Source organism: Acaryochloris marina S15 (assembly GCF_018336915.1).
GTDB lineage: Bacteria > Cyanobacteriota > Cyanobacteriia > Thermosynechococcales > Thermosynechococcaceae > Acaryochloris > Acaryochloris marina_A.
On sequence record NZ_CP064924.1, the window covers coordinates 51,756 to 67,168 of the forward strand.

The 15,413-nt window shown below is 45.4% G+C and carries 12 protein-coding genes; 1 reads left to right on the top strand and 11 read right to left on the bottom strand.

All coding sequences use genetic code 11. The annotated features are described in order from the left end of the window. Positions 1–26 precede the first annotated feature (26 nt). Positions 27–1,106, bottom strand: a complete 1,080-nt coding sequence (locus tag I1H34_RS27230) for an AI-2E family transporter (protein WP_212666508.1) — start codon at positions 1,104–1,106, stop codon at positions 27–29. A gap of 209 nt (positions 1,107–1,315) precedes the next feature. Here I1H34_RS27230 and I1H34_RS27235 point away from each other — a divergent pair, with 209 nt between their 5' ends. Continuing rightward, a complete protein-coding gene (locus I1H34_RS27235) occupies positions 1,316–2,251 on the top strand; it encodes an IS5 family transposase (protein WP_212666509.1) in 936 nt (311 codons plus the stop codon). Positions 2,252–2,592: 341 nt separating this feature from the next. Here the strand turns inward: I1H34_RS27235 and I1H34_RS27240 are convergent, their stop codons facing one another. The 10 genes from I1H34_RS27240 to I1H34_RS27285 all read right to left on the bottom strand — a co-directional run bounded on the left by I1H34_RS27240 (position 2,593) and on the right by I1H34_RS27285 (position 15,366). Then, the gene (locus I1H34_RS27240) at positions 2,593–5,778 is read right to left on the bottom strand and encodes a cyclic nucleotide-binding domain-containing protein (RefSeq protein WP_212666510.1); all 3,186 of its coding nucleotides are present in this window, start codon (positions 5,776–5,778) and stop codon (positions 2,593–2,595) included. 47 nt (positions 5,779–5,825) lie between these two features. Next, positions 5,826–7,130 (bottom strand): MFS transporter, encoded by a 1,305-nt coding sequence (locus I1H34_RS27245; protein ID WP_249370264.1) that lies wholly within the window; start codon positions 7,128–7,130, stop codon positions 5,826–5,828. 473 nt (positions 7,131–7,603) lie between these two features. Further along, positions 7,604–8,128 (bottom strand): tetratricopeptide repeat protein, encoded by a 525-nt coding sequence (locus tag I1H34_RS27250; RefSeq protein WP_212666512.1) that lies wholly within the window; start codon positions 8,126–8,128, stop codon positions 7,604–7,606. 213 nt (positions 8,129–8,341) lie between these two features. Next, on the bottom strand, positions 8,342–8,971 hold the full coding sequence (locus tag I1H34_RS27255; RefSeq protein ID WP_212666513.1) for an alpha/beta hydrolase: 630 nt from the start codon (positions 8,969–8,971) through the stop codon (positions 8,342–8,344). A 119-nt stretch (positions 8,972–9,090) separates the two neighbouring features. Further along, on the bottom strand, positions 9,091–9,900 hold the full coding sequence (locus tag I1H34_RS27260) for an alpha/beta hydrolase (protein ID WP_212666514.1): 810 nt from the start codon (positions 9,898–9,900) through the stop codon (positions 9,091–9,093). 202 nt (positions 9,901–10,102) lie between these two features. Continuing rightward, positions 10,103–11,704, bottom strand: coding sequence for a mechanosensitive ion channel (locus I1H34_RS27265; RefSeq protein ID WP_212666515.1), 1,602 nt, complete (start codon positions 11,702–11,704; stop codon positions 10,103–10,105). A gap of 177 nt (positions 11,705–11,881) precedes the next feature. Beyond that, positions 11,882–12,622 carry a hypothetical protein gene (locus I1H34_RS27270; protein WP_212666516.1) on the bottom strand — a complete coding sequence of 247 codons (741 nt, stop codon included), beginning with the start codon at positions 12,620–12,622 and terminating at the stop codon, positions 11,882–11,884. Positions 12,623–12,625: 3 nt separating this feature from the next. Then, complete coding sequence (locus I1H34_RS27275) at positions 12,626–12,970, bottom strand: hypothetical protein (RefSeq protein WP_212666517.1); 345 nt, start codon at positions 12,968–12,970, stop codon at positions 12,626–12,628. Between the two features lie 75 nt (positions 12,971–13,045). After that, a complete protein-coding gene (locus I1H34_RS27280) occupies positions 13,046–13,642 on the bottom strand; it encodes a hypothetical protein (protein ID WP_212666518.1) in 597 nt (198 codons plus the stop codon). A gap of 281 nt (positions 13,643–13,923) precedes the next feature. Further along, entirely contained in the window at positions 13,924–15,366 is a 1,443-nt protein-coding gene (locus I1H34_RS27285; protein ID WP_212666519.1) for a BamA/TamA family outer membrane protein, read from the bottom strand. Positions 15,367–15,413: the final 47 nt, after the last annotated feature.

Genomic DNA, 15,413 nt, shown 5'->3' on the forward strand with positions numbered 1-15,413 from the left:
TATGTCATTCTGTTGTCAGGATGATATCAGTTCGATGTACTGACTCCTGCTTCGATTTCCGCGACTCCTGTCGCAGTAATGGGTAAAAGAGTATCCAACATCACTTTGATTGAGCCTGCGAGCGGAACTGCGATCAAGATCCCTAAAATGCCCCCAATTTGGGCTCCTAAAATTAGAGCAATCAGTACCCATAAAGGATTAAGCCCTACTAATTTACCTAGAATACGAGGTGCGATCACATTATCAATCACTTGATCAATGAGGGCGCTGATTACGAGTACTTCACCCCCGAGCCAAATACTTTTTAGGGCCACCAGCAGACTCACTACTGCAATTCCCAAAAAGTCTCCAAAAGGAATTAAAACGGTGGCACCAATACCAATACCAAAAACCAGCCAATAGGGGATCTTGAGCAGAAAAAAAGTAGTCGTAAGCGTTATCCCCATTAGGGTTGCAATGGCAACCTGTCCCAGAAAATAATTTCTAAACTGCAACCGTAGGGCTTCACGCACTGTCTGTCCAAAGGTCACTGGTAATCGAGCAAACATGCCATCCCAAAACGCTTGACCATGCAGTAATAGATAGAGCGTAAACACCGCTGTTAACAGTATTTCAATAAGACTATCAGCAATCTCGCGCACTAAACTCAGCACTTGATTGGGCAGTAATTTCACCTCGTCTGGCAATAGATGGTTCAACTGGTCAGCCACACCGCTCAAATCAATGGGTAAATTCTGAGCAGCTAACCCAGTATTCAAGGTTTGCAGTTGCCGACTGCCTGACTCAATCCAGCTGGGTAATCGTCGGCTAAGCCCCGTTAGTTGTTCAACGAAATTGGGTGCTAGGGTAATGCTAAAGAGGATGCCCCCCAATCCTGCCAAGAAGATAATAGCTAATACCCCATAGCTACGCTGAATTCCCCACTTCTGCAACAGTTGGACAGGATAGTCCAGGATAAATGCTAAAAGATTAGCAATGAGAAAAATCGTTATTAATGGCTGACAAAATTGGAGAACTAGAGCAACTAACCACAGATTCAGAATCACCACTGGCATCACGAGGAGCAATTTTAACCATCTGGGAAGCTGTTGAAGCAATTCTTGCATGAGTGTATACCTTGGCAATAGCACGAGCCTAGAATAACTTTGGCTGTATCAATTCTGAAACTTAATTACCAATCCCACACTTTGCTAGAGCACTACCGCCTGAAACTTGTACTAAAAGGATCTCCTAGCAATGGCGTTGTTGCATAAGTCGGATTCCCTGATGTGTAATGAGAGGGTCTCCAAAACTCGTTAAGTTCAGGGCCAGAAGTATGAAGCAGCAATACCGTGTCCGCAACTGGAGTGAGTACAACCTGGCCTTGAGACAAAGGGGTAGCCTGACCTTTTGGGTGAGCGAAGCATCCACAGAGCACTGGCTTAACACTAAACCTTCAGAGCAATTAGGGGCACCCAGAACCTACTCAGACGTTGCCATTATGAGCGTGGTCACGATAAAAAATCTGTTTCAGCTAGCGGGTCGTCAAGCGACTGGATTGCTCGCATCATTGTTTGAGTTGATGCGGTTGGAACTGCCCGTGCCAGACCACAGCACGGTTTCTCGGCGCATGGGGAAACTCGAGGTCACATTGCCGATTCTGAACAGGGAGCAAGCCCGTCATGTTGTGATTGATTCAACCGGGGTCAAAGTTTATGGAGAGGGCGAGTGGAAAGTCCGTCAACACGGGATTAGCAAACGTCGTACTTGGCGAAAACTCCATTTGGCTGTGGATGAAACCACTGGAGAAATCTTGGCCGCAGTTGTGAGCACCAATGACTGGGGGGATTCAGAGATCCTGCCGGACTTACTCGAGCAGATTGGCGGAGAGATTGAACAGGTTTCATCTGATGGGGCGTATGACACAAGCGGATGCTATGACACCATCACAGGGCGAGGAGCCCAGCCTGTAATCCCCCCGCGAAAAAATGCGGTGATTTGGCAGCATGGCAACTGTAAAGCACCACCACACCCGAGGGATGAAGCCTTACGCGCTATCCGTAAACAGGGGCGCAAAAAGTGGAAACAGGAGTCTCATTATCACCGTCGGTCGTTATCCGAAACGACGATGTTTCGACATAAAACCGCTTTTGGAGGTAAAGTGCAATCCCGTAAATTTGAAAATCAAGCGACAGAATTATTGTGTCAATGCGCGATGCTGAACCGAATGATTCAACTCGGTAAGCCTGTCAGTGTTCCAGTCGCTGCTTAATTCAACCTCAACAAGGGGGGATTGCTGTCCACACTTCCACTTATGCAACAACGCCTAATTGAACCTCAATTGCTATAGGGTTCAATCGGGATGGAAAACGTAACTGAACTCGTTGTTTTATCCATATCTTTATTCAATTAAGAAAGCTTAAAACCGCCATCAGCAAAGAGGATGAAGGCTTTCATATCTCCATCTTCTTATTGGACTAGTCCGATTGATTTTTTTGCTTAACTCATCCCATCTGCAGTACTAATTTTGAGAGCGATCGAAATCGGGGAGATTATGCTGCCACAGGCATTTCACCAATCAATTTTGTCTCTCAACTTTCACAACGGTACTCACTAAACAGATTCTGTTACTTGAGATAACTCTAGCGTTCCTAGTGAATGGTAATTATCAGTTTCTCGGAGACGTTGACTGAGGAATCGACAAATTTCCAAGATAATGTGGGGGCGCTGAGTCATCAGGCTAAGAAATCGGTTTTTTTCTAACTTGAGTAATGTGCAATCTTCTAAAGCAACAGATCCATCCCAATGTGGAGCGTCATCAAACAGGGCCACTTCTCCAAAATATTCTCCGACGGAGAGCTGCTTTAATTCACGAGACTGAGCATCAATGTCTTTGATGATTTGAACCTTACCTTCAGCAATGATATAGAAGTGTGTACACCAACTCCCTTCTGCAAAAATCGTTTCTCCAGTAAGTTTCTGTTCTTGTTCTAAGGTTTGATCAATCAAGACCAGTTCATCAAGAGATAGGTTCTTGAAGAGTGCGATCTTTTTGAGGAGCAATAGACGTTTCATAAATTGACTATTAAGTAGAGGATCTGGATCAGCAGAGAAGAAAATCTCCTCCACAACGGTCTTCACTAATGGGTCAGGATCGTTAACTAAGGCCGAGGATACACCTGCTAATGCAATTAAAGCCCCAATCCGAATCCATCGGTCTTGGGTCTCCAGGGCTTCTAAGAGTAACTTATACCCTTCATCTCGCATCCATTGTGGTTCAGCGCAGCTCCACCCACTGGCCGGTTCTTTTTTAACGACCTGCTCAAGCTCTGGGAGCAGAGGGAGAATAAAGCGACGATTTTTTAGAGAAGCTAACGCTTCCACTGCACTGGCTAAATCTTTTTGTTCATTGGTGTTCAGAATACGATTGATAGCATTGACCGTGCGGTCATGGCCGAGGCAGGCCAGAATATAGAGCACTTTTTGTAAAAGTCGGTTGTGAAAGTCTTCAACTGCTAAAGCTAAAGGCTGCCAGCTGGGATCAGTGCTGGGGATTTGCTGTTGCCATCTACGGGTATGAGCTAGCTGTTGAAACTCAGGGGCTAGATACTCATACAAAATTTCTCCGGCCTGACGATTTCGGACTTGACCAATGGCTGAAATCGCAGTGTTCACAACTTCTGTATCATTGGACGATAAACTTTCTTTAGCAATCTGTAATCCTGGCTTCCCATAGACAGGCAAAATTTGGGCTGCTTGCTGTCGCACCCTCGGATCTGGATCCTGAAATCCCACGGCAATATTGTTGACATACTCTGGGATATGGACAACCCCTAGTAGTTTAAATGCTGCGGCTCGGACTAAGGGAGCAGGATGATCACTGGCTGTAATGGCGATATCAGCTAAATCTTGGTCACCCGCTTGGCCAAGGGTTGCCAGAACAGCTAAACTCTCTTGCTGGATGACTGAATTGTCTTGCATTAGCAGCAGCTTTAGCACGGTCATCAAAGCTCGATTTTGACTACAGGCCACAACTCGAACTACCGCTTGCCCCGTTGCTTCAGATAATTGTGAGCACCAAATTTGTTCACAAGTGGTTTGCAGCGTTTTGTCCATTTTGCCCACTTGGATAATAGCCAGTGCAGCAAGGGCCTGAATTGTAGGATCACCATCTTTTAGATTAGTTCGCAGTTGCTCTATGTCAAAGGGATAACGATTGGCAATCAGAATTTCGAATGCCATTGTACGCAGCGACCCTGATGCTGTTTGTAAACAATCCTCAAAAATAGGCACAGTTTTAGGATCTGGATTGGTACTAAACAGCCGAACAATTGCCGTTTGCACATCTGTATCTTCCTGCCCCAATAATGGCTTCACATCTAGATAAAACTGGCTGGGTTGCCCCAATTGGGTTGCAAATTCCAGCCCTTTGATTTGGGTGTAGCGATCGTTATCTTGCAGTAAGGTGCGAATCACTGCACTTGACTCTTGGGGGAGGGGTAACTGTAGATCTCCCAGTTTATCTAAGTTAATGGCATCCGAGCAGATCATTTCTTCAAGCCCCTGGGCATAGTATTTCCCCATGGGTAAGCGTAGGCCAAACAGCACGACCGTTAGACCAATCGCGATCCAGGCAATTTGAGTCAAGCTCAAGGAGTGATGGCAGACCCAGAGCAACCCGCCCGCCGTTGTTTGTCCAACAGCATAGAATAACCCATCACTAAGGGTCCTAATTCGTCCTAAAAACTCTCGAGGGAAAGCATTATAGTTAAGCTGATGGACAGGAATGTTGATACTTTTGTTGAGACCATCCCCATTCATATGCAGTGCAATCGCAGTCGGTAAACTGGTTTGCATCACAATGCCAAACAGACCAAATAGGGTAGTTAAGGGATAGACCACATTCATTCGAGCTACCCCTACCCAATGCAAGAGAGGCCGGGTGAAGCAATAGAGCACTAGCACCTGGATGATGCTAAAGCTAACTCGCAACGATCCCAAGAATCCTGTAAGTGCATCTTCCGTATAGTTCTGAGCATAAATGCTAAACCATACAAACTGAGCAGATAAGTAGATAATCACCAATAAGAAACTGCTAGCGGCCAGAAACAGCATCAGCGGGTAACGTTTCACCAAGCCAGGAAAGGTTCTCAGGGCTTCAATCATGCCCACATTATCTTTTCTGCCAACGCTTTCAATTGGTCGTTGGGTATTTTCAAAGTAGAACAACTGTGAGATTGCCACACCAAAAATCACGGGCAACCCTAGCAATAGCGTTCGGGTAGAGAGAAAATGGCTCAATAATGCCGTCAACCCGCCCCCCACTATAGTGCCAGCCGCTTGGGACATACCGATAAACGGGGCATATCGCTTGTAGTCTAGAGCCGTAAAATAATCTGTCAGCAGACTGGCATAGAGAATATTGTTATGGAAGTGCCACTGAAAAAAGACAAAAATCAGGACGATGTAGTAGATTACAATCCCTGTCTGAGCCAGTAAAAACCACATACCCACAGCCATCATTGCAGCCAATAGCAGCATGTATCGAAATAATTGCGGCCGACTATACTGATCCACCACCTGTGAAAATATGGCATAAGCTGGGATTGAAAAGAGACCAATCAATATAAATGCGAGGGGTAAACCATCTGCGCCTACATGGGTGATGAAGAGGGAATTGGCCACGGCCATTTCAATTACGCTGTAGGTGAGCACTACTACCGCCAACAACAACAGCTGAGCAAGTCGCCCCAATTTCCACGGGGATGACCCGGACGAAAGCGTTGCTAAATTAACCATAGAAATACTCGATTGGTTGTCTTAATGTCCTTCAATGCCATAAGACATCAATCACTCAATTTCGGAGGTTCAGGGCCAATAATGTTGGTTTGATGAGGGACCTGAACAAATAGTGTGGCCACCGCTGCAACCACTAAGAATCCTCCTCCTAAGACAACAGCAGCTAGACGATCCTCGTTGAGCAAGTTCTTCATAATCCAACCAAAGCCGATGGAAACTGCAATCTCAGGTAAAACCACGAAGAAGTTAAAAACACCTTGGTAAATCCCTCTGCGCTGAGTAGGAACGGTTCCTGCCAACATGGCATAGGGTAGAGACTGAACACTAGACCAGGTGATGCCAAAGCCAACCATTGGCAGAAGCAGCATGTACTGGTTATGAATGGCGACCAAAGAAATTAAACTAATTCCGCCACTGCATAGGCATAAACTGTGGGTGACCTTACGATTCAAGCGCCTAGTTAAAAGGGGTAAAAGTAACGAAAATCCCGCACAGGAAATATTTAGCATGGCAAAACATAGTCCTGCCCATTCAATCCCATCGCTGTAAAGAGGTGTGCTCTGATGTTCCGCCCCAAAAATATTGTGAGCTACAGCGGGTGGGAAGTAGAGAAAAAAGCAAAATAGTCCTAGCCAAGTAAAACTCTGTACCCAAGCAAGTTGCCTCATGGTTGGGGGCATATCCATCAGAACTTGCCAAGTCTCTTGCAGACTATTAATGACTCCTCCTCGCTCTTCTTGGAGCTCCTCAAAACGCGCTATATTTTTAGGAGGATGTTCTGGGGTCGTGAAGATGGTCCATAAAACCGTTCCTAAAAATATAGCTGCCCCGATATAAAACGAGAGCTGAACAGTTTTAGGTATTCGCTGTAAGGCACTCGTCGCGTTATTAACAGCAAATATATTGTTGAGGATCCAGGGCATCCCAGAAGCTGATACTGCCCCTAAACCAACCATGATGCTTTGCATGGCAAAACCCCGAGTTCGCTGCTCTTTAGGAAGCAAATCACCGACGAAAGCTCGAAATGGGACCATGCTAGTGTTGGCACTCATATCTAAGAGCCATAACATCAATGCTGCCATCCATAAGGTTGAGCAGTGTGGCATTAAAATCAATGCACAAAAAGCTAGTAGTGCACCGACCAGTAGATAGGGACGGCGACGACCTAGAGGTCCCCAGGTATGATCGCTAAGATTGCCAATAATCGGTTGTACTATCAAGCCTGTTAGGGGTGCAGCAATCCAAAGAATAGGAATTTGATGGGCATTGGCACCTAAATGCTCAAAAATAGCGCTCATGTTGGCCATCTGAAGCCCCCAGCCAAATTGGATGCCCAGAAATCCTAAGTTCATATTCCAAAGTTGGAGGAATGTGAGCTTAGGGATTGTCGTTTCAGGAGCCTTTTCATGCTTCTCGATTTGAGCAGATGATGGTGAGGGAGTTAGAGTATCTGCGTCTGGCATTTGGGCACCTTTAGAAAGAGCTTCTCTTAACGAATAGGATTGACAATATCACCACTAACAATTCAGAAAAGTCTACCCACATGTCTTTGATGACACTACAGTTGTAAAAAGTTTGCACCGTTTGAGGGTATTAAAAAGTGCTAGGTTGCAACTGCTATCGGCTACCCTTCAATAATTGGGTATCCATTTAAGTCAAGAAAATAGATTGGATTAAGAGATTAGGCCGTTTTATCTTTGAGGACTGACATGCTGGCATTTTTTAAAATAAATGCTTTACCATTGTCTGATATTGGAAATGTCTTGATCCGTTGTTGATTAAATTGAATTTCCTCAATATGGGTGGTGGAGAGATTTGAGAAATGCTATTGGGGTTGAGTATTATTTTGCTTAATCAACCCACGCATTGTTTCAGCAGAGCTATGGTCTGCTTGCTCGTCAAATAACTGAGCGGCTTTCTTGAAATCCGACAAGGCACCTTGACGTTCATCCATTAGCAGGCGAATCGTACCGCGATTACCATAAGCTTCAGCCATAGTGGGATTTATCTCGATGGCTCGGTTAAAATCCTGGATCGCATGATCACGGTGACCAATTGAGAAATACGCAACGCCGCGATTGTAATAAACTTCCGGATTCGAGGATATTAATTGAATAGCTAGATCGTAAGATTCAATTGCACCCGTATAGTCTTCGGTAAGGGCTTTTTGAATCCCAGCTATGAGGTAATCTTGAGATTTCTTTTCCCTAGCCTGAGTAATTTCTGTAGAGTTTGCCTGAGAAACATTAATATCGGGTTTAGCTTGAATCGGTTGGCAACCCACTAGAAATAGGCTACTTACGAGGAAAGAAGTGCTGAGAATCCATTGAGTGGGACAATTAGAAAACATGGTTCAATCTCTCGTAATGAAGGGCTTGAGTAAAGCTGTAATTTAGGAACCCGAAAGGTTATTCCCAATAACTCTATTGAAGCAGAAATGCCCAGACCCACCATCGATAAAGAGGATGAAGATTATTACATCTCCATCCTCCTTTTGGACTAGTCCGATCGGTTTATTCTCTTAACTCATCACACTTATCACATCCGCCTGGCACATCTAAGACTATTGTGAGCAGTCACAAATGAAACTACTCAGAACATCTTTAGCTACAGCTAAGGGACCCGTTCCTTCTACTGCCTCTTCACCACTTCCAATGAGGCCATCAATGGTGTCAGCTACTTTGGCGAGTTTAAAGCCATCCACAACAAACTCTTGAGTCGGATATCGCTGTAAAAACTCCAAGAAAGATATGCGATTGTCATCACTGAGAGAAAGGATGACAGCGGAGCGAAATGCTTGCAGATTAGCTTTTTTGCTAGGGGTCTGGAATATCTGTCCTGCCTGAAATAAGGCATATTCACCAGGGAGGATATGAAGCAAACGATCTGCGGTCTGCAGCTTTACTTTTACCTCCTTAGTCATAAACTGACGGGCCGCTTCAGGATCTTGTCCTGACACATTCAAAAAGAACTTGAGTTTAGAAGAGGCTTTACCTGTCTGGGCAAAGGTCTCTAATTCATCAATAGTTAGAGATTGACCAAACTGCTTGTAGGTAAACACCACTTTCTCAGCAGCATTAGCAGGAGAACTGGACAAGAATAGACTAGTAGTTGAGGCCACCGTTACCGTGGCTAAAGACAACCCGACACCCCAACGACCAATCTTTGGCAACCACTTGGGAAATATGGCCATAGATCGACTCCAATATACTTTGAATAATCACGTCAGCATTAGACCAGGGCGATTGTGGATATTTAACCAGGGCAGCCCAAAAAATGAACCACCCAACATTGAGACATCGCCCATAACTGCTATTGAACTTTGGCAGAAGTAGCCATGGGTTGAGTTGCTGGTGCAGAAGATGTTTCTGGCGGCTTGATGGCAGATGCATCTTCTTTTAGCTGGGCTGTATCAGAGGAGGTTGGTTCAGCAGAGGCAGTAGTAGGAACTACTGCTTCATCGCAATCCTCTAGTCCTTTCTGTGAATGATACTGATGACTAGAAACTGTTTGAGCTTTTGTCCCATTCGGAGACGCTTGAGTGGTATTGCAATCACAGATAAAGTCTGACAATACACCTTTAGCAACTTCTAAGGCTGGCAGAATTTTCACCACAAGTCCACTGACATCGTTGTAAGTGCTTTCTAGACTTGTTATGTCTAGACGAATGGTGTTTTGGGGATGTTTGTCGATAATTTCCAAGAAAGAGATCCGATCATCCTCTATCGAATTAAGCACCGCTGTTTTTATAGAATTCAGACCTCGCTCAGTCCTGCCATCTGTGCTAGAAATAACCTGGTCGAGCTTAAATAGTAAGAATTCGCCATTAGAACCTTCAATGAAGTTCTTCATAAATTTTGGCACTGTCAGCTGATCCGATAGGATTGTGCGTACTACTTTTGGTAGCTCAGCATCTGTATTAAGCAGGGTTTGCAGTGAAGAGGGCAGTTCTCCAGTGTTAGTGAAGTTATCTAGCTCCTGTCGTGTCACATTGACTTCAGTATCTTGGTAGCGGACGAAAATACTCTCAGCCGCATGAGATTCAGTTCCAATAAGTGGAGCACCAATTACAGTAGCACTCGCTAGTCCCAAAGGAAGTAAAGACTGAAGATGACGTTTCATATAAAAACTCCTTACAATTTAATTCTGTAGTTCAATGGACAGAGGTGAGGATAGATTTCATTTCTTTAGATAGCGCCTACATTTGGCTTATTATCTACGATTGTTGTTCTTTTTTAGACAAATGAAATCAACTGTATGGACGTATGTAAATGGTCTAAACTAGTCCATTCGGATGAGAGGGCATCCCCCATTCGGATGAATATTAATTCTGACTACGGAAGGATTTAAGCCAATCTTGCACCAGTTCCCCTACAACAGGTTGGCTTCCAAAGCCAAAGGCGAGGGCAAAGGCAACGGCGATCGCACCCAAAAGTAAGCCAAAGGCTAGATTGACAATATTGGTGGCAATTCCCATTTGTTGCAAGGACATTGCTGAAATAAGCGCAAGAATGGAAATACGAGCGGTTTGCCCCAAAATTCTGGCTTGTCGATTACCCGAACTCGCCACCAAACGGTAGGATAAGTTAGCAAGATACACACCGACAATCAATACCGCTAGCCCACTGAGAACCCGCCCCATCAGCACAATCAAATCTTGAACGATAACCGTTAAACTTTGCAGGGCTAGCAAGTCCGTGGCAGCAACAGCAGCAAATAACATGACGGCTACCCACACAATCACACCTGCGATGGCTGAAGGTTGAACGGGAGGGAGTTGGGGGGCGGGTAAGGGCTGATCTGCCTGGTTTGGAGGGGAAGCCAGGGATTCTGATGATACGCCCACCCAATTTAAGAGGTCGTTAAACCCTATTCCCATCAGGAATTGATTGACAAAATCTGAGATGAAGCGACCCAGAAAATAGGCAATCGCCATGATCAATCCTGCAGTGAGCACTTGTGGCAGGGTTGTCATCACCTGAGTCAAAGCTGAAATAGCGGGCGTTGAAATGGCCTCGATCTTAAGCGCTGTTAGAGCTGCAATGCCAATGGGAATCAGCACTAACACATAGACGATGGTGCCGAGCAGTTGAGATAAAGATTGCTGTTGAGCCGTTTGGGGTAATCCTAAGCGCTGGCTAAGTTGGTCGGTACCGACTGCCACTAAGAGATTCGTGACGACACGACGAATCACTTGGGCGATTAGCCAACCTGCCCCCCCAATCAAAAGAGCTGCAAGGATATTGGGAAAGACCAGAAAGATTTCATTGAGCAGCTTTTCAATCGGCTGGGTCATCCCTTCTAACTGAAGAGTGTCTAGGATGGCAGGCAGGAATAGCAGAAAACTGAACCAGTAGATCACATTTCCTATAGTGGTGCTGAGGGGATTAGATTGATGGGCGGTTTCTAATCCAGCTTGCTGCTGCAACCGATCATCAAATTTAAGAGCTTGCAATCCTCTACTCGTGATCAATTTGGCAAAGGTAGCAATCCCCCAGGCAACCAATAATAGGATAATGGCACCCCCCAATTTGGGTAAAAAGTTCAGGACTTGATCCAGTAAACGATTCAGGGGTTGAGAGATCTGGTTGAGATTGAGAATCTGGAGAAACCCCACCAAGGTAGCAATCACAATAATTGCAAATACACCGTTGGCAATCCATCGCTCAATCGGAGGAGGTGGGGTGGAATCTTCGGGGGTGTTGACGTGCTTAGCCAATCTTTGACCGAGCTGCATCCGCGTTAAAACATTACGGGTAAGGACAGATGCGATGGCCGCGACGAGAAATCCAACCACTAGGATGGAGAGCGCCGCTAGGATATTAGGGATAAAGTCCCCTAAACGCTGGCTCGTATCAGCGAAAAAACGATCTAGGGCAGAGCCAGGTGATGGGGGCGTCGAAGTTTGAGCAATGAGGAATAACATGTTGGTCCTCGTTGAGATTTGATAATTCATTTAGCCTCATTCAATCGCCAGCAAAATTCTTTCTTCCAGCGATTCCGTGGAGATTTTGGAAGGAGTCTAAATATGTTTTAAATATCTTTAATCTGAACACTGCTCGTTGGGTATCCAGTGTTAGATACCCAACGAGCAGTTCATCGGCTAGTTAGTTGGTTTACTCTGTGGAGATGGCTGCGGTTGTGGACTAGGTTGGTTCTCCACAGTGGTTGGAGTAGAAGTGGGGGCTGGAGACGAAACTTTAGACTCAGCCTGATTCTCTGGACTACTGCTATCCGGTGTCACTTCAGAAGTACTAGGCTCAGGGGTCACATTGCCAGTCTCAATATCAATCACATCTTGCAATGCATTAGCCAAGGTAGTGATGGTCTGCTGGCGAGTGCTGGTGTTTGTGACTAAAGTCTCTACTTTTTTATCCAACTCTTGCACGGCGCTTTGGTCTGCTTCTAATGCTTGGACTTTCTCTTGAAGGGATTTAAGTTCACTGATGAGTTGTTCAGAATTGTCAACTCTACTGGCATTAATCTGAGGTTCTATATCGCTAGGCTGTGATCCTTCAGTCGGTATTGTGGGCGTAGCTTGTCCGAGCAGTTTCAAGGAATTCGGGGAACTCAAAAACCAGGTACCACCCCCCACGAGGGCAAGGATGGCAATGAGAAAGCCAAAGGTTAGGGAATTAACCCGCCGATCTAGACGTTTTTCCTTTTTCTGAAAAGACTCTGTTTCTGTTAAGAGAGATAATCTGAGATGAGCCACCTCCTGAGCCAAAATTTCCAAGTGGTTTTCCATCTCTGCTGGGGTCGAGGATGGGGGTGCAACAAGTCCCTTTTCTTCAGGGGGAATGATTAGGGCTGTATTGTTGGCATTCACATGATCAGTTGTCACGATCTAAACCTCTCTGCTGTTGCTATAAATATTCGGTGAAATCCTTGCATCACTTGTCTTTTCAGGTATTTGCGGGAGCTGCTGCTTGAGGAGCTTTAGCTCCGTATAGGTCATGGATATAAACCCAAAACCAAGGATGAACAGAACACCGCCTGCTAAGGAACTAAGGACGATTAAAAGGCGTGTTCGGCCTACCTTCCGGTCAATGTCATGAATATCCTGACGAGTCTGTTCCAGAAATTTCAGGGCTTCTAGATCTGACCAGATGCTATATCGTTGAGGTTTTGATTGTGCAACCTCAACCATTTCAGGAGACTTACTCTTACCCGATTTAACGGCTAATTTCATAGTTCAACCTCATGAATAAGAAAACTTGCCTGGGGAAAGTGAGAGTAACCAGTTTTCTCCAGGCAAGCACTGGTGTTAGAAGTTATATCCAGCTGCCACAGTTACCCCCAAATCCACATCATCGATGAAACCTGCATTAGCGGCAGTATTCAAGGTCCAACGTTCTGTGATGGGAATATCTAAGCCTCCGGTTAAAAGAGGGCCAACATCTCCATCGGTACTTACGGCTAAGCCAGTACCAATATAAGGAGCAACTCTAATCTCTTGAGATCCCAGCTCACCCACCCGAAATCCCTTCAAATCATAGGTGACTGGGATTAGGAAGGTCGCATCATCTTCAAAATCTGTAACGACACCAGGGCGAACGGAGAAGGTTTTCGTTAGGCCCACCTTGCTGACAATGGAGAGGCTTGTGTCACCTAATGCAGTACCACCGAGGGCTCCTGCATTCACACCCGCTCCAATATAGCTAGGTCCACCTTGGGTATCTCGGCCAATCTGGAAGCTATCGGGCTGTACAATGTCTTTGACGGTATCACGAACCTGAGCAATCGTTGATTTTGCTTCAGATTTTATTTCTTGAGCCTGGGCTGCTGGAGTCATTACTGAGAGACTGAGCAGAACGCCACAGGCAATCGTTCCAAAAGCGCTATGACGAATAATCCCTTTCATTGTTTTCCTCAACTAATTTGACTAGAGAATTAAAGGTGATAGACAACTTATTTTTGTATTGCTGTGTTGTCTATATCTACTATTGAACTGCTTTTTCACTGGTAAGCCATCAGTTAAATGGATATAGATTGATGGGCTTTCATCATCCTTATGGACTCGTCCGAATGACTACTTAACGGGCTGATTTGTAGAAAAAAAACCTAGCAAGTCATTGCTAGGGCGGTTTGTACAGGGTGTGAGGGTAAAGCGATGTATTGGAAAACAGTTTAGATTTCGTCGGGTTAAAACCGTTCACCAATGGAAATATGAACTTCAAAATCAGATTGATCATTTAGCGCAAATTCTAAACGAGTCACTAATGCTGATGTGCTGGCCCTTAAGCCGATGCCATATCCGAGACCATCACCGGGTTTATTGCGGACCAAACCCGGTTGACCGATGACAGCACTTTGAGTACCAAGGGTGTTGGCATAATCGACAAATAAGGTTCCTGATAGATCAATGGGACGTTTCAGAGCTACAAGAGAAGTAATCGGGAATCGATACTCCGCCGTTGCCTGGAGAAAGCTACCGCCAGACCCAACATCACCGAGGCCATAGCCTCGAACGGTACTTGCTCCACCTAAACTAAAGGATTCATAGGGAGGGACATCTCCAAATATATGACCACCTTGGACATTCAATACGAGGGTGCGGGGACCTTCACTAAACCCAAATAGAGGAAAAGGAATAAACTGAGTCGCGCTTCCGTGCAACCGGGTCATGTTAATGCTGGCATCTCCAACGGGGATAGATTGGTCTACCCCCAATCGCAGCCGAGAGCCTTGAGTGGGATTGCTGAAGTTGTCCCGAGTGTCATATTGAGTCGCAACATTCAGTGTGAGAAGGTCATCCGTCCCTGAGCCACTCACACTCAGAGGATTACCCAACTCATCAATTGGCTGAGCTGTAGATGAGAAAAGTCCATCTCGGACAGAAATTCGTTGATAACTGACCCCAGCAGCTGCATCTATTTTGGGACTGAGGGGCCGTAAAATCTCGATTCCTCCTCCTGTCCTATGTACCCAAGGGGTCTCATTATTTGGGAGATCCACCTCACGGTTGCCGCCGTTGAAGTTTGAGGAAAAGGCCCGTTGATTGAATACATTAACGGCAAATCCTTTACGAGGAGAATCTGAGCCATAAATAAAACTGAGATCTCCTCCCAATATAGATTCACCACCTCTGAGTTCCAGCACCAACTTTTCCTGTTCACCCAACTGAAGCCGTGTTCCTGCCGTTAGGTTGAGATTACCCTGTAGGTTGGAAGAGGCTGGGACAATAGGCTTTCTCGTAGGTCCATTGAGAGCGGTTGGATTGGGAAGTTTAGATCCTAAATATGCTGAGAATGGTTTCTGTGTCTTTGGATTAGCATCGTTTGGTTGAACAGAGTCTGGATCGAGCTGGGCTAGATGATCATAGGGTTCAAAAGACAGAGTTACTGGCTCTTTCTCAGGAGATAGTAAATCTTTAGCTTGTGTTGAGTAAGGATGAGTTACCCCCTGTTCAATCTGAGGTGAGTCTTGCTGTATCTCTGTTTGGGCTATCTGTTGTTGAATGGATGATGGAACCTGAGCCTCACTAGGAAGCGGTTCCAAGTCATTTGCCCAACTTCGAGTGGTTAACAAGGAGCCTGTCGTAGTCAACACTATAATGGCTGACCATCCCCGTAACAGGTTATCCATTCTAAACACCTCATAATTTCCTTTCACCTGACTCATTAAAGAAGAGA

Excerpts from the sequence above, each read along its gene's own strand:
- I1H34_RS27230 (WP_212666508.1), bottom strand. The coding sequence starts at position 1,106 with ATGCAAGAATTGCTTCAACAGCTTCCCAGATGGTTAAAATTGCTCCTC.
- I1H34_RS27235 (WP_212666509.1), top strand. The coding sequence starts at position 1,316 with ATGAAGCAGCAATACCGTGTCCGCAACTGGAGTGAGTACAACCTGGCC.
- I1H34_RS27240 (WP_212666510.1), bottom strand. The coding sequence starts at position 5,778 with ATGGTTAATTTAGCAACGCTTTCGTCCGGGTCATCCCCGTGGAAATTG.
- I1H34_RS27245 (WP_249370264.1), bottom strand. The coding sequence starts at position 7,130 with ATGAACTTAGGATTTCTGGGCATCCAATTTGGCTGGGGGCTTCAGATG.
- I1H34_RS27250 (WP_212666512.1), bottom strand. The coding sequence starts at position 8,128 with ATGTTTTCTAATTGTCCCACTCAATGGATTCTCAGCACTTCTTTCCTC.
- I1H34_RS27255 (WP_212666513.1), bottom strand. The coding sequence starts at position 8,971 with ATGGCCATATTTCCCAAGTGGTTGCCAAAGATTGGTCGTTGGGGTGTC.
- I1H34_RS27260 (WP_212666514.1), bottom strand. The coding sequence starts at position 9,900 with ATGAAACGTCATCTTCAGTCTTTACTTCCTTTGGGACTAGCGAGTGCT.
- I1H34_RS27265 (WP_212666515.1), bottom strand. The coding sequence starts at position 11,704 with ATGTTATTCCTCATTGCTCAAACTTCGACGCCCCCATCACCTGGCTCT.
- I1H34_RS27275 (WP_212666517.1), bottom strand. The coding sequence starts at position 12,970 with ATGAAATTAGCCGTTAAATCGGGTAAGAGTAAGTCTCCTGAAATGGTT.
- I1H34_RS27280 (WP_212666518.1), bottom strand. The coding sequence starts at position 13,642 with ATGAAAGGGATTATTCGTCATAGCGCTTTTGGAACGATTGCCTGTGGC.
- I1H34_RS27285 (WP_212666519.1), bottom strand. The coding sequence starts at position 15,366 with ATGGATAACCTGTTACGGGGATGGTCAGCCATTATAGTGTTGACTACG.